This window comes from Luteibacter sp. PvP120, assembly GCF_054055715.1.
Genome location: NZ_JBSRXP010000005.1, coordinates 168,336 through 182,722 on the forward strand (window position 1 = coordinate 168,336; position 14,387 = coordinate 182,722).

A 14,387-nucleotide genomic window follows, 5' to 3' on the forward strand; every position below is an offset into this window, starting at 1 on the left:
CCGCGTCGTCGACGTATCGTCCGCTTTCACCGCCTTTGGGTTAAGTTGTGCCCCGCACACCCAAAGGAATCCGCGCCATGAAAAACGTTCTTCGTGCTTTTGCCCTCGTCGCCCTGGCGGGTTTCCTGTCCGGGTGTGGCTATAACGCCATCCAGCGCGAGGACGAAGGGGTCAAGGCCGCCTGGTCCGAGGTGCTCAACCAGTACCAGCGCCGCGCCGACCTGGTTCCCAACCTCGTCAATACCGTGAAGGGCTACGCCCAGCACGAGGAGCGCGTGCTCACCGAGGTGACCAACGCCCGCGCCCGCGTCGGCTCCACGCAGATCACCCCCGAGCTGGCCAATGATCCGGCAGCCCTGGCCAAGTTCCAGGCGGCCCAGGGCCAGCTCACCGGCGCCTTGTCGCGGCTGATGGTGGTCAGCGAGAACTACCCGCAGCTGAAGGCCGACGGCTCGTTCCGCGACCTGCAGGCCCAGCTGGAAGGTACTGAGAACCGCATCACCGTGGCGCGCAACCGGTACGTGCAGGCCGTGCAGTCCTATAACGTGCTGATCCGCTCGTTCCCCAACAACCTGACGGCCAAGGTCATGGGCTACCAGGTGAAGCCGAACTTCAGCGTCGAGAACGAGAAGGCCATCTCCACCGCGCCCACCGTCGACTTCGGCTCGACCCCGGCGCCGGCACCCGGCCAGGCTCCGGCCCCGGCGGCGTCGGCCGCTCACTGATGCGGCGGCTGGCCGCACGGCTGTTGCTTGCCGTTGCCCTGCTGGCGCCGCCCCTGGCGGTGTCGGCGGACGATGCGGTCGTGCCGACGCTGTCGCGGCATGTCACCGACCTGACGGGCACGCTGTCCACCGACCAGGTAGCCCAGCTGGATGCCCGCCTGGTCGACCTGGAAAAGACCAAGGGAGCGCAAGTGGTCGTGCTGATGGTGCCGACCACCCAGCCGGACGACCTGGAGGACTACTCGCTGAAGGTGGCCGAGGCCAACAAGGTGGGCCGCAAGGGCTCGGACGACGGCGTGTTGCTTCTGCTGGCCAAGGACGACCGTCGCGTACGCATCGAGGTCGGCTACGGGCTCGAGGGTGCGCTTCCCGACGCCATCGCCTCGCGGATCATCCGCGAGTACATGGCGCCCAAACTACGCACCAACGATTACTACGGCGGCATCACCGAGGCGCTCAATGCGATCACCCAGATCGTGCAGGGCGAGGCGTTACCGGCGCCCGTCGCTCCGGACGAGAGCCATGAGCGACGTCGTGGCGGCGGCAGCCTGCTGCTTCCTCTGATCTTCGGCGTGCTGATGCTGCGCGGTGTGCTCGGTCGCGCCCCGCTGGGGGTTCGTGCACCGCTCGGCGGCCTGGTGACGGGCGGCCTGGGCTGGCTGTTCCTGCATTCGCTGCTTGGCGGGGTGGTGGGCCTGGTGGCGGGTGCGCTGTTCATGGCTATCCCGCTCGGCAGCGGTCGCGATATCGGCGGCGGTGGCTGGGGCGGCTTCGGCGGGTTTGGTGGCGGCGGGTTTGGTGGCGGTGGCTTCGGCGGTGGTGGTGGAGGTTTCGGCGGTGGTGGCGGTGGCGGCTTCAGCGGAGGCGGCGGCAGCTTTGGTGGTGGCGGTTCGTCGGGGAGCTGGTGATGGTGATGCAACGGATCGTCAGCAACCTGTTTGGCGCCTGGTTCCAAATGAACCGGCAATTCCCGGCCGCCACGCTGGATGCCATCGCGAAAACCGTCGCGGCGGGGGAGGTCACCCACCGAGGCGAGTTGCGTGTGGTGATCGAGTCGCGCTTGCCGCTGTCGTCGGTACTCGTCGGCGTTACTGCACGCGATCGCGCCGCCATGCTGTTCTCGCACCTGCGCGTGTGGGACACCGAGGACAACTCGGGTGTGCTGCTGTATGTCCTGCTCGCCGAGCACCGCATCGAGATCGTCGCCGATCGGGGCATCTCGCGCCTGGTCTCCTCACCGGAGTGGGATGCCATCACGGCCCACATGCGCGACGAGTTCGCCCGCGGCCGTTTCCGCGAAGCGGTGCAGACGGGCGTGGCCGAAGCGGGAGCCTTGCTGTCACGGCATTTTCCGGGCGACGGCCGGCCGCGTGAGAACCAGTTGCCCGATCGTCCGCTGGTGCTCTGATCCCCCGGGCACCTAGCCGATGAGAAAGTTCACCGGCATAGAATAAATCTGAAAAATAGGACTTTCTTGCCCGGGACGCTCTGATTCGGCGTGCCGCTGGCGCATCCTTGCGATCCGATTTTTCAGTGACGGATCACCGGACGATGAGTGGCACGACCAAGGCGACGACGCTCGCCATCCTCGCAGTGCTCGGCGCAGCGGGCGGGGAATACCTGGCGGGGTTTCTTACCTTGTGGGCCCTGCAGCTGGACCAGGTGCCGCTGGAGGCGGTTACCTACTGGCAGTATGTGCGTGCGCTGGAGCTACCGCAGGTCGCGCCGTATGCCATGAAGATCAAGCTGTGCGGTGCGGCGGGCTTCGGCGTGCCGCTGCTCGCGTGGCTGCTCGTCCTCGTTACGTTGCTGCGCGGGCGTGCCGAGTCCATGCACGGCGAGGCACGCTTCGCGAAGCTATCGGACCTGAAGAAGGCGGGCCTGCTCAAGCAGACACCGCAGAGCATCCTGCTCGGCAAGTTCAGGGGGCGCTACCTCTGGCTGGGCGGTGCGCAGCACGTCATCACGATCAGTCCGACCCGTTCGGGCAAGACCACGAGCATCGCCATTCCCGTGCTGCTTTCCTACCAGCAGTCGATGGTGGTGCTCGACCTCAAGGGTGAGCTGCACAAGGCCACCAGCGGCTGGCGCGAGCAACAGGGCCAGCTCATCCGCGTGTGGGCGCCCTACGACGAGAACGGCGACACGCATCGCTTCAATCCCATGACCACGCTCGAGGGCATGAGCCCGGACAAGCGCATCGGTGAAATCCAGACGATCGCCGCCATCCTGTATCCCGACCAGCCGGGCGGCGATCCCTTCTGGACGTCGCAGAGTCGTGCCGCCTTTACGGCGTTCACGTCGTACCTGTTCGAAGCGTGGGAGCGGAAAACGGCGGATCGCCTCGTGCCCGGCAGCGCGGCGGGCGACAAGGACGACGCGCCGGTATTCCCCAGCTTCGAACGGGTGCTGCGCTTCTCCAGCGGATCACGGCACGGTGGTACCAAGGAGACGCTGGAAAACCTGCTGAAAGATCCCTCCTACGATTACATCAGCCCGCAGACACGCACGGTGTTCGGCAACCTCGTGGGCCTCGCCGAGCAGACGTTCTCGTCGGTTATCGCGTCCATGCAGGCACCGCTGCAGCAGTTCCTGAGCCCCATCCTCGCGGCGGCCACCAATGCCAGCGACATTGACGTGACCAGCCTGCGCAAGAGGCTGACCACGCTCTACGTCATCATTCCGACCAACAAGCTGGACGAGAGCGCGAAGCTGCTGAACATCTTCTTCAGCACCGTGATCGGCAACAACCTCGGCAGGCAGCTTGGTGAAGACCCCGAACTTCGGTACCAGATGCTGATGCTCATGGACGAGTTCACCGCCATGGGCCGGGTCGATGTATGGGCCAAGCGCATTTCCATCTCCGCCAGCTATGGCGTACGTGACCTGTGCATCGTGCAGAGTCGGGCGCAGCTACGGGCGGCGTATGGCGATCACGACGCGGAGAACTTCATTACGAACCACGGTGCGCAGGTGGTGTTCGCACCGCGCGAGCAGGCCGACGCCAATCAATACAGCGAGATGCTCGGTTACAAGACCGTTCGCAAGGAGCACCGCAATACCAGTCGCGGCAGTGGGTCGCATCAGGTGTCGACCAGTCACAGCGAGGAACGCCGGGCGTTGTTGTTGCCGCAGGAGATCAAGGAGCTTCCGGGTGATGAGGAGCTGATCTTCTACGAAGGCTGCAAGCCGATTCGTGCGCGGAAGAACTGGTTCTTCAAGGACAAGATGTTCCGCGAGCGGGCGGGGGTGGCGCCTGTGCGCGTGCGTAGGGAGAAGAGCGCTCCGCTGCCTGAACCTGGTCGTCCGGCTGGTGAACGAGGAACTGGGCCGGTGTTGGATGCGTTGCGGCAGACGTCCAGCGGGGCGTAGTGGGACGGGATCGAGGTAGAAATGACAAATGATGAATCCTTGCCGGGGCAGACGCGATCATCGTCGCTTCGTGCGGTACACAAGTTGGGAACGCCCGATCCTCTGTACGACTTGCGTTTGCAGCGGGAATTGGAAATAGCCAATGCGCGTACGCGAATCGAGTTGGGTGCTGCGGGAGGTTGCGTGGCTGGAGATCCGAAGCGGAAGCCTTGCATAGCTGACTCGGTAACTCTGGAAAAACCGAAAGACAGGGAAAGGGAGGGTGGAGAAATGAGTAGTTATCAAAAACTCGCTACGGCAGTGGCGCTATGCGTTGCGACTGGCTGTGCTTCTGATGGTCATGAAAATCCAAGGAGAGGTCATGAGGCAGGTCGTCATGTTTTCGATGGTCCGCGAATCGATCGTAGATACATTCCGCCCACCATAAAAAATGGCAAATTGATCATGCCTTTCTTTGACCACAGCTTTTCTGCTAGTTGCTACGACACACTTGCCTGTCGTGTTCTGTATGAGAATTCTTATGTCGTTAATGAGGAAGAGCCGTCTGGCCCTCTCACGCCTGTGATTCGTAAGAACCTCAGAGGTGGTTGGGGTAGTCTCGACTTTCCTTCGAAAGCGCATGTCGCATGGACCTCGAAAGATGGTGAGGCGCACGAAGAAGATATTGACCTTGAAGAAATTTTTAAATCAAAGTTGGTTCTTTATTCGCCTGAACTGGATGTGCGTGATGTAAATCTTCATGCCTACTACAGGACGCCCGACATCATTCTAGTTATTGAGAACAGATCGATTTACGTATACCTCAAGACCCTGATTCCTCTAATTAAGCCAGTCGATCCAAGAAATATACATAGCAACGCTCGTATCGAAATGGTCATGGCGTACACGAAGACGCTTTAAGACGAGGACATGGAAGTGAGTGAGAAGCACAAGCGAAACACGCAGGGTCGTCTGGTAGATGATGTAAGAGTCGATTCGATGAATCGGTATGACTATTTGGCGTATGAACGAGCCTCAAGTGAAATGCGGGCAATGGAAGTGCCGCGGATGTTCGAGGCTTCCAACCCTCATGCCCGGTTATACGTAGCAAATTTTGACGGTACGGGGAACGACAAGGAAGAAGATCCAGAGCACACGACAAATGTCGCGGTGCTTCACGATAAGCTGGAAATGGCGCATCGTCGTGATCCTCGTATCGTTTCGGATTATATAAAAGGTGCTGGTACCCAAGATAATCTGGTTTCCAGAACGGTTGATGGACTCACAGGTCGGTCATACGACGAGCGGATCGAATGGATGTATCAGAAGTTCGCGATTCAGGCGAGCGAATGGCTTGTCGACGATCCCGACGCTGACATACGCGTGATGGCTACAGGTTTTAGTCGAGGTGCAGAGCAAGCCGCTGGCTTTGTCCGCATGGTTCACGAACGAGGCATTCAGGACTACAGCGATTATAAAGAAGTCAGCGACTCTCTCGGCTATGACAGCATCAAGTGGACCCGCCGGGCCGTTCGAGAGCCCGGCAAGACGCTGATGAGCGAAATCCTGTTCGATCCAGTGGGGACGGGAGCGCCAAACGACCACGATCGACAGCCTACCTCGTCGACAGTATCCGGCTTGCAGATCACGGCACGCGACGAGCGTCGTAACGCTTTCCCGTCTACGCAAATCCTGCCGCCTGGCCGTTCGGCGGATGGGCGATTCGTAGGTGTGACCGTCCCCGGCGCTCACTCCGACATTGGCGGAAGCTATCACCAGAACGGCCTGTCGACGCTCAACTTCAACATGGCTGCCGATTTCCTGAACGCGCACAGCGACGTACCACTGGTGAGCCGGCTACCGGAGCCGACCGACCCCAGCATGTACGTGATTCACCACTCCGAGGACCACATGTGGTTCTACGGCACGTCGGAGTTCAGGCAGCACGGTCACCGCGACATCATGGGCTCGCAGGCTTCGCCGCCGCATTGCGTGGATGTTCGCGAGGTCATTGCGTGCGCACCACCCGATCCTTTCGATCCAAGCCTCGCGTCGCAGGTCGGTCCGCGCTATCCCGTCGGCGTGCATGGTGATGGCGTCGGCGCTGCGGTTGTCGACCGACCTGCCAAGCTGAGCGAACCTTCTCATCCCGACCATGCCATGTATCAATCGGCCAGCGTGCAGATCCTGGAGTTGCATGTGCGCTCCGGCTTCGATCTCGATCCGGGTCAGGTGGAGCGTCTGGCGGCCGGGCTCGTCGACGAGGCGAAGCGTCAGGGCATGACCGAGATCACGGATGTGCGCTTCGGCGGGGAGATCGGTCCGGGTCGGCCGAGCTTGCAAGCCATACAGACGTCATCTGACACGCTGGGCGTCCCGGTTTCGCGGTCGGCCAGTATCGATGCCTTGCAGGCGCTGGATACGGCGCGAGATGCAGCGGTTCGGCAGCGGGATAGTGACGTTCCGTCGATGGCGCCGCTGCCGGAGGCGACACCGGAGCCAATGCGTTCCCGGTCGATGGACCATGAAGAGCCGCAACTCATGGCTCGTGCCGCCAACGCCGAGCGCGGGAACGCCGCCTTTGTCCTGCCCGATGTTGCACAGCCCCACGGCGCACAATCCCACGAGGTACAGCCTGAGCGCCAAGGCTCGGACGCCATCCGCAGCCTCCAGCAGAACCTCAACACCCTCGGCATCCGCGACATGGCAGGCAAGCCGCTGGCCACCCACGGTGAACTCGACATGGCGACACAGACGGCGGTCGCTCGCTTCCAGTCCGCTCATGCCTTGCCGGTCACCGGGAGGGCGGATGACGCGACGCAATCGATGGTGCAAGGGCAGGCCTTCATCGCAGAACTGAGATCGGCGGGGCACGTAGGCATCGGAACGGAGAACCGCGTCGTCGAGCCCATGCAGCACTCGCGAAGTAACGCGGAGCGTGACGGCCCTGCGGCGCATCCGATGGATCGAGCCGTGATCGCTTCACCGCAAGCATCACCTTCCCGCAACGACCCCCGTCATCCTGATAGTGCGCAGCACGCTCTTTATAACGAGTTGCAGCAGCGGCTGCCGGAAGCGTCGGAAGATCGCCTACTTCAGTTCACCGCCGCCTGCCACCAGAACCGCATTGCCGCCGGCGGCCTGGACTATGTCCACCTCGATGGTGAGCGCATGCGGCTGGTTGTGGATTCCAACGATCCGATGTCGACACCGGCAAAGATCGATCTGAGTCGGCCGCCGCCCGAGGCAGGTCAGTCGATACAGCAGATCGGTGATGTTGATCGGCAGAGGGAGCAGATGACGCAGCAGATGGCGCAGGCGCAGCAGCAAGGTGCGTCGATGGTTCAGTGAGGGGTGCGGCGGGGTGGATCGCCCACATCGTGGGCTCCTACACGGGGTATGCAGCATGAGGTACGCGTGTGCGGCGTACGTTGGGCGGTCAGAACTTTTGCTGGTAGCCGACGTAGAAGTAGCGGTCGATGTCGTAGGCGGGGTTGTAGGGCGGGCTGCCGCCGCCGGATGAGGACACGTTGTAGAACAGCGGGCCCTTGCGTGCGAACACGTTGTTGATGCCGATGCGGAAGCTGCCGTTCCAGGGCGCCTGCCAGCGGAGTTGGGCGTCGTGGAAGGCGACACCGCCCTTGCGGCTGATGCCGGTGACGCCAGTTAGCGCGTTGGTCTGCGTGGGTCGATTGCACTCGACGCCGGGCGACCAGCACGCATCGTTCAGGCCGGAGAAATAACGTACCGTCCATGTGGCGCCGAAGCGCTCGCGCGCCCAGTCCAGGGAAAGGTTGGAACGCACGCGATACAGTCCCTGCGCGCCGTTCATGTAGCCGGCCAGTTGGCGTGGCGTGGCGCCCGTGGCGCTGGTCTGCGCGTAGTCCTGCAGATAGGTGCTGTCCGAGAGCAGGGCGAACTCGCCCCATCGCGTCACCGGGAAGCGGTAATGCACGCCCAGGTCGTAACCTTCGGTGCGCAGCGAGCCAAGGTTGGCCAGGCTCTCGTCCAGCGAGGTGATGGCCCCGGCGGCATTGCGCGTGAAGCGTCCGCAGTAGGTCGGGTCGTTGGCGACGTAGCAGAAGTCGAGGATGTCGCCCGCGAGGATCGGGGTGATGACGTCCCGGATGGCCACCTTGTAGTAGTCGAGCGTGACGTCCAGGCCATCGAGCCGGCTGGGGCTGTAAACCAGGCCGGCGGTGCGCGTGATGGACGACTCCGGCTTGAGCGCCGGATTGGCGCCCGTGGTGAAGGCGACGGGGTTCTGCCCACCCGTCGCCGAGGCGATCTGCGCACCGGATTGCGCGACCTGGCGGTAACCTGGCGGCAGACCGGCGGCGGCACAGCGTGCGGCCACGTCGGCGTGGCCGGCTGCGGCACCGTAGGCGGTGTCGCAGGGGTCGAGGAAGCTCTCGAAGCTTTCGCTGGTGCCGGCATAGAGGTCGGCCACCGTCGGCGCCCGGAAGCCCTCCGCGTATGTGCCGCGCAGCAGCAGGTCGTCGAACGGCTTCCAGCGGAAGCTGTACTTGCGCGCGCTGCGGCCGCCGAAGGCGGAGTAGTGCGAATAGCGTGTCGATACGTTGACGGCCAGCTCGCGTGCCAGCGGCAGGTCGGCCAGCAGCGGTATGTCCAGCTCCACGTAGGCTTCGTTCGCCACGTAGCCGCCATCGGTGGGCGCGCTGGCCAGTTGCGTGGTCAGCCCGGCGGCATCCGCGGCGTACGGCGCATAGCGGCCGCGCTCGTCGCGGTGCTCGACGCCGCCCGCCACGCGCAGGACACCAGCGGGCAGGTCGACCACGCCGCCGGTCAGGTTGGCGATGATGTCGTTGCTGCGCGTGGTCTGTCGCGAGGTGCCGGTCGAGGAGACATAGCGCCACACCGAAGCGGGGGTAGCGCCCGGACCGGCGAGGATATTCCACGGCAGGCAGCCGGCCGCACGGTCGGCGGCATCGGCGCAGGTCGGTTGCCCGTCGATCGGAGTCGTGGGGCCGAGCGCCTTGCGCGCGTGGTCCAGGTCGATGTTGCCGCTAGTGGTGGTGCTGCCGCGCGCCTCGGAGTACGCGTAGGTGACGTCCCAGTTCCAGACGTGGTCGCCCCAGTTGAAGTTGCCTTCGGCACCACCGTCGATATGGAACGTCTTGCTCTTCGCCCACGTGACACGCGGAAACTCGGTGGTGCGCCGGAAGAATGCGGTGTCGTCACCGGGGAACGGGTTGTAGGCATTGTTGGCGTCGATCAGCAGCGGTGTGCCGCGACCCGCGCCGCTTTGCAGAGGGTAACCCGCGGCCTGCCACGAGGTGTCGCGCACGCCGTAGCTGGCCATGCCGCGCAGCGCGATGTCGTCGGTGAGGTTGTAGCGGCCCGTGGCGAACAGGTTGCGCAGCTTGCTGCCCGCGCGGAAGGTCATGTCGCGTGTGGTCGCGTACTTGTCCGCGGTGCTGTTGGGGTCGTAGGGATGGTAGTCGGCCAGGTCGGCGCTGTCCGCGGCGACGCCGGGGCCGTGGTTCAGCACGTAGGCTCGCCCCGACTGGCGTGGATCGTAGACGCCGCCGTAGGGTCCCATCCCGAAACCGCTGTCCGGATGGCGCGGGCCGCTGGGCAACCGCGTCAGTGCCCGCTTGGCATCGCTCAGGTCGTCGCCGTCTTCGTAGTTGGCGCCCAGGATGAGCGAGGCGTCCTGCGTGCTTTTGCCCCAGGTGAAGCTGCCGTTCTTCTGTGCGCCGTCGCCGCGGCCGTTGACGCCGTACAGCACGTCCGCCGAGGCACCCTCGAAGCGATCGGTAGTGATGATGTTGACCACGCCGCCGATGGCATCGGAACCATAGATCGACGAGGCACCGTCCTTGAGCACCTCGATGCGCTCCACGAGGGCGACGGGGAGGGTGGAGAGATCGGTGAGGCCACCGAGGCTGGTGGTCCAGCGCCGGCCGTTGACCAGTACCAGGGTGCGTACCGCGCCCAGGTTGCGCAGGTTGGCATAGCGTCCACCGGCATCGCGGCTGGAGGACAGGGTGTCCTGTGGCGTGACTTCGGGTGTGCCCGCGGAGGGCATCCTCGCGATGATGTCGTCCAGGCGGGTAAGGCCCGTGGCCTTGATGGCCTGGCGATCCATGACGACCACCGGCTGGGCGGTTTCCACATCGGTGCCGCGGATGCGCGAACCGGTGACGGTCACATTGACGGGCGAGAGTGTCTCCGCCGACGACGGCGCGGTCTGCTGGGCGCGTGCCACGGAGCCGAGCAGGCAGCCCCCGAGCGCGACGGCGAGCGCCGCACGTCGACCTGCAACGTGGCGCTTCTGCCCGGAACTGACGTGCATACCCTGAAACCTCCCAAACCCGCCGCGATCCACCCGGCCACGACGATCACGCGAAGATAACGCGTGCGACGTGACCGGGGCAACCGGCGAAGGTCATGGGTCGGTCAGGGCACGGACGCGGTCGTCGCCTGGCCGGAACCGATGTTCTTCTCGAGGAAGGCCTGCAAGCGGTTGTAGAACTCCTCGACGTTGGCCGGCTTGACGAAGCCGTGGCGCTCGTCCGGCTTGGTCAGCGTCTCGTAGGGCTTGTGGGCGGCGTCCAGCGCCGCGCGCATCGCCTTGAACTGCGCGAAGGGCGCGCGCTGGTCGTCTTCGCCGTGAACGAGGAACACCGGCACGTCGATCTTGTCGGCCAGGTGCGTCGGCGAGTTGGCGGCGAGGTCGGCCTCGTCGCGGCCGATCACCGTAGTGAGGTAGCTGCGACCGCTCTTGGACTGCTTGATGTCGCCCTTGGCGTACATCATGTTCAGGTCGTAGATGCCGTCGTAGGCCACCGCACACTTGAACACACCGGGCGCACGCACCGGCACCATCAGCGCCGAGTAACCGCCGAAGCTGGCGCCGAACACGCAGACCCGCTTGGGGTCGGCGAAGTTCTGGGCAATGGCCCACTTCACCCCGTCGATCAGGTCGTCCTGGATGCGCGTGCCCCACTTGAGGTAGCCCGCCTGCTCGAAGGCGCTGCCGCGACCGCCTGAGCCGCGGTAGTTGACCTGCAGCACGAGGTAGCCCCGGCTGGCCAGGAACTGCGCGTCCGTGTCGTAGTACCAGTCGTCGGCGATGCCGTGCGGTCCGCCGTGGGGCAGCAGCACCATCGGCAGGTTGGCTTGCGAGGCGCCCTTGGGAAAGGTGAGGATGGCTTCCAGTTCAAGACCGTCGCTGGCCTTGAAGCGCATCGGCCGACGCTCGGCCATTTTCGCCGGATCGATCCAGGGCTGTGCGTCGAACAGCTTGGACACCTTGTACGTCTTGGTGTCGATCAGCATGTAGCGGCCCGGCTCGCGGTCGCTGGCCACCTTGAACATCAGCTGCCCGCCGTCCTGGCTGAAGCCGATGAAGCTGACGAAGGCGCCCGGGAATTTCTGCGACAGCGCCAGGTGCAGCTTGGCGATCGGTGCCTGCGGGTCGATGTACTCGGCCTTCGGCACGCCCGTGTCGGCGATCGTGCCGAACGGACGCAGCGGTGCCGGCGTCCACAGGCCGGCGGAGCTCACCATGCTGAAGTCGTCCTTGCGGATCACCTTCGTGTTACCGCCGTCCTCGTCCTGCTCGACGTACTCGCCGCCGCGGCCGTTGGGGCTGTATCGCGCGTAGATGCGCTCGCTGCCGGCCACCTTGGCGATCGGCGTGAAGTTCTGGTGGTCCGCGTTGCCCGGCAGCTTGGTCCAGCCGCTGCCGTCGTGGCGCAGCACCACCCACTTGAAATTGTCGTCCGTGCCGAAGGCGAAGCGGGGCGTGCCATCGGGGGCGATCATGAAACTGAGACCGCCCTGCGCGATGTCGGCCATCTGCCGCCGGGCACTGGACTGGGCGTCCACGTCGTAAAGCGTGCTCTGGTCCTGGTTGTCCCACGGCGTGGCGCGCATGTAGAAGTGGCCGTTGGCGGTCACCGGCGCACCCTCGATCGTGCCCCATCCGCGGTCGAGGGCGCGCGTGGACGCACGCTTGCCGACGCTCTCGAAACCGTAGAGGTAGTCGGCGTTCTTGCCGTCGACGTCGATGGCCATCAGTTCGCCGGTATAGGAGGCGGCGCCAATGGAACCGTCCACCTTGCCGCGCGCCACCACCAGTCGCGTATTGCTGGCCCAGACCATGTCCGCCGGCATCTCGTAGGTGGGCATGCGGATCAGCGTCACCGGCTTGTTCAGGTCGCTCACGCGGTAGATCGACAACCCGTGCGTCTTGCCGTCAGGGTCGTGGAACGCCATGGAGACGTATTGCCCGTCCGGGGAAAGCTTGGGGTCGGTCAGCGGCATGCGGCGGGCGAAATCGGCGACCGGAATCAGGTCCGCGGCAGCGGCGGCGGTCGTGGCAAGGCACAGCGCGGCCAGTAACGGCCGGACAAGACGATGGTTCATCCTCAACTCCCCTGGTGGTTCGGCATCCATGACGGCACCGTCCCCCGGACGGCACCCAGCGCCGGGATATAGCCGATTCGTGCGGATACGGCAAGGCGTGACGGCAAGACCTTGGCAAGGCGAGGCATCGAATCGGGCCCGGCGCCGGTGGCCTCGCCGCCGGCAGTCCCCGACACCGGGGGTGGGGCGTTACACTGGGCGCCTGCGTTCGCCCCAGGTCTTCCATGAGCACTCCGTTCGTCGTCCATTTCGATCCCGTCGCCCTGTCGCTCGGGCCCCTCCAGGTCCACTGGTATGGCTTGATGTACCTGGGCGGTTTCCTCGGTGGTTGGGCCCTCGGCGAATACCGCCGCCGGCAGGGCCGCCTGCCGGTCAGCTCGGAGCGCCTGGGCGACCTCATGTTCTACCTGATGATGGGCGTGGTGCTGGGCGGTCGCGTCGGCTACATGCTGTTCTACACGCCGATCAACTGGATCTGGACCGACCCGCTGGCGCTGTTCCGCGTCTGGGACGGCGGCATGTCGTTCCATGGTGGCCTGATGGGCGTGGTGCTGGCTGGCCTGTTCTGGTCGCGGCGCAACGGTATCAAGCTGTTCGACACGATCGACTTCGTCGCACCGCTGGTGCCCCTGGGCCTCGGCCTGGGTCGACTGGGCAATTTCATCAACGGCGAGCTGTGGGGCAAGCCCACCGACCTGCCCATCGGCATGATCTTCCCGCACGCGCCGGATGCGCTGCCGCGCCATCCCAATCCGCTGTACGAGTTCGCGCTCGAGGGCGTGGTGATGTTCATCGTGCTGTGGATCTTCTCGATGAAGCCGCGCCGCCGTTACGCGGTGTCCGGCCTGTTCGGGCTGCTCTACGGGTGCTTCCGGTTCCTGATCGAATTCGTGCGGGTGCCCGATGCCCAGTTGGGTTACCTCGCCTTCGGCTGGGTCACCATGGGCCAGGTGCTGTCGCTGCCGCTCATTGCGCTGGGCATCCTGCTGCTGGCCCTGTCCCGGCGCGCACCCTATGCGCCGCTGGCGGCTCCCGCGACGTCGGCGGCTACCGCCCCGGCGCCCTGACGACGACAGCCATCATGCAACCCTATCTCGAACTCCTGCGCCACGTGCTCGACCATGGCGCGACCAAGGCCGACCGTACCGGCACCGGTACACGCAGCGTATTCGGCTGGCAGATGCGTTACGACCTGTCCAAAGGTTTCCCGCTGGTCACGACGAAAAAACTTCACCTGAAGTCGATCGTCCATGAGTTGATCTGGTTCCTCCAGGGCGACACCAACATCGCATATCTGAAGGAACACGGCGTCCGCATCTGGGACGAGTGGGCCGACGCCAACGGTGATCTCGGTCCGGTCTATGGCCGCCAATGGCGGGCCTGGCCCACCGCGGACGGCAAGACCGTCGACCAGATCGCCTGGGTGGTGGACGAGATCAAGCGCAACCCGGATTCGCGACGGCTCATCGTTTCCGCCTGGAACGTGGGCGAACTGCCGCGGATGGCGCTGATGCCGTGCCACACCCTGTTCCAGTTCTACGTGGCGGACGGGAAACTGTCGTGCCAGTTGTACCAGCGTTCCGGTGACATCTTCCTCGGTGTGCCGTTCAACATCGCCAGCTACGCCTTGCTGACCCACATGATCGCGCAGGCGACCGGGCTGGGCGTCGGTGACTTCGTACACACCCTGGGCGATGCGCATTTGTACGCGAACCATGTCGAACAGGCGACGACACAGCTGGCGCGGACGCCCCGTGCGTTGCCGCGCCTGGTATTGAATCCGGCGGTGACCTCGGTGTTCGATTTCCGCTTCGAGGATGTCGCCATCGAAGGTTATGAGCCGCATGCGGCCATTCGGGCGCCGGTTGCCGTGTAGGAGCGCACGCGCGTGCGCGAACCCTCAATGTAGGAGCG

10 protein-coding genes are annotated in these 14,387 nt (G+C 64.5%); 8 read left to right on the forward strand and 2 right to left on the reverse strand.

Annotated features, from left to right (window positions below; genetic code table 11):
• Window positions 1-77 precede the first annotated feature (77 nt).
• The 6 genes from ACVKN3_RS12005 to ACVKN3_RS12030 all read left to right on the forward strand — a co-directional run bounded on the left by ACVKN3_RS12005 (window position 78) and on the right by ACVKN3_RS12030 (window position 7,427).
• The gene (locus tag ACVKN3_RS12005; protein WP_285404000.1) at window positions 78-725 is read left to right on the forward strand and encodes a LemA family protein; all 648 of its coding nucleotides are present in this window, start codon (window positions 78-80) and stop codon (window positions 723-725) included.
• Window positions 725-1,633 (forward strand): TPM domain-containing protein, encoded by a 909-nt coding sequence (locus ACVKN3_RS12010; protein WP_354515460.1) that lies wholly within the window; start codon window positions 725-727, stop codon window positions 1,631-1,633. Before ACVKN3_RS12005 ends, ACVKN3_RS12010 begins: the two co-directional genes overlap by 1 nt.
• Window positions 1,633-2,133 carry a TPM domain-containing protein gene (locus tag ACVKN3_RS12015; RefSeq protein ID WP_354515458.1) on the forward strand — a complete coding sequence of 167 codons (501 nt, stop codon included), beginning with the start codon at window positions 1,633-1,635 and terminating at the stop codon, window positions 2,131-2,133. Before ACVKN3_RS12010 ends, ACVKN3_RS12015 begins: the two co-directional genes overlap by 1 nt.
• Window positions 2,134-2,276: 143 nt before the next feature.
• Complete coding sequence (locus ACVKN3_RS12020; RefSeq protein ID WP_354515457.1) at window positions 2,277-4,097, forward strand: type IV secretory system conjugative DNA transfer family protein; 1,821 nt, start codon at window positions 2,277-2,279, stop codon at window positions 4,095-4,097.
• A 21-nt stretch (window positions 4,098-4,118) separates the two neighbouring features.
• The gene (locus tag ACVKN3_RS12025; protein WP_354515455.1) at window positions 4,119-4,997 is read left to right on the forward strand and encodes a hypothetical protein; all 879 of its coding nucleotides are present in this window, start codon (window positions 4,119-4,121) and stop codon (window positions 4,995-4,997) included.
• Between the two features lie 15 nt (window positions 4,998-5,012).
• A complete protein-coding gene (locus tag ACVKN3_RS12030) occupies window positions 5,013-7,427 on the forward strand; it encodes a phospholipase effector Tle1 domain-containing protein (protein WP_354515453.1) in 2,415 nt (804 codons plus the stop codon).
• An 88-nt stretch (window positions 7,428-7,515) separates the two neighbouring features.
• Here the strand turns inward: ACVKN3_RS12030 and ACVKN3_RS12035 are convergent, their stop codons facing one another.
• Window positions 7,516-10,395, reverse strand: coding sequence for a TonB-dependent receptor domain-containing protein (locus ACVKN3_RS12035; RefSeq protein ID WP_354515451.1), 2,880 nt, complete (start codon window positions 10,393-10,395; stop codon window positions 7,516-7,518).
• Window positions 10,396-10,499: 104 nt separating this feature from the next.
• A complete protein-coding gene (locus ACVKN3_RS12040) occupies window positions 10,500-12,473 on the reverse strand; it encodes an alpha/beta hydrolase family protein (protein WP_354515449.1) in 1,974 nt (657 codons plus the stop codon).
• Window positions 12,474-12,697: 224 nt separating this feature from the next.
• On the opposite strand from ACVKN3_RS12040, the gene lgt reads away from it, so the two are divergent.
• Window positions 12,698-13,540, forward strand: coding sequence for a prolipoprotein diacylglyceryl transferase (gene lgt, locus ACVKN3_RS12045; RefSeq protein ID WP_285403992.1), 843 nt, complete (start codon window positions 12,698-12,700; stop codon window positions 13,538-13,540).
• A gap of 14 nt (window positions 13,541-13,554) precedes the next feature.
• The gene (locus tag ACVKN3_RS12050; RefSeq protein WP_285403991.1) at window positions 13,555-14,349 is read left to right on the forward strand and encodes a thymidylate synthase; all 795 of its coding nucleotides are present in this window, start codon (window positions 13,555-13,557) and stop codon (window positions 14,347-14,349) included.
• The last annotated feature ends 38 nt before the right edge of the window (window positions 14,350-14,387 follow it).

What these genes read in the sequence shown, in the direction of transcription:
- ACVKN3_RS12025 (WP_354515455.1), top strand. Translation starts at nt 4,119, where the DNA reads ATGACAAATGATGAATCCTTGCCGGGGCAGACGCGATCATCGTCGCTT.
- ACVKN3_RS12010 (WP_354515460.1), top strand. Translation starts at nt 725, where the DNA reads ATGCGGCGGCTGGCCGCACGGCTGTTGCTTGCCGTTGCCCTGCTGGCG.
- lgt (WP_285403992.1), top strand. Translation starts at nt 12,698, where the DNA reads ATGAGCACTCCGTTCGTCGTCCATTTCGATCCCGTCGCCCTGTCGCTC.
- ACVKN3_RS12015 (WP_354515458.1), top strand. Translation starts at nt 1,633, where the DNA reads ATGGTGATGCAACGGATCGTCAGCAACCTGTTTGGCGCCTGGTTCCAA.
- ACVKN3_RS12050 (WP_285403991.1), top strand. Translation starts at nt 13,555, where the DNA reads ATGCAACCCTATCTCGAACTCCTGCGCCACGTGCTCGACCATGGCGCG.
- ACVKN3_RS12035 (WP_354515451.1), bottom strand. Translation starts at nt 10,395, where the DNA reads ATGCACGTCAGTTCCGGGCAGAAGCGCCACGTTGCAGGTCGACGTGCG.
- ACVKN3_RS12005 (WP_285404000.1), top strand. Translation starts at nt 78, where the DNA reads ATGAAAAACGTTCTTCGTGCTTTTGCCCTCGTCGCCCTGGCGGGTTTC.
- ACVKN3_RS12040 (WP_354515449.1), bottom strand. Translation starts at nt 12,473, where the DNA reads ATGAACCATCGTCTTGTCCGGCCGTTACTGGCCGCGCTGTGCCTTGCC.
- ACVKN3_RS12020 (WP_354515457.1), top strand. Translation starts at nt 2,277, where the DNA reads ATGAGTGGCACGACCAAGGCGACGACGCTCGCCATCCTCGCAGTGCTC.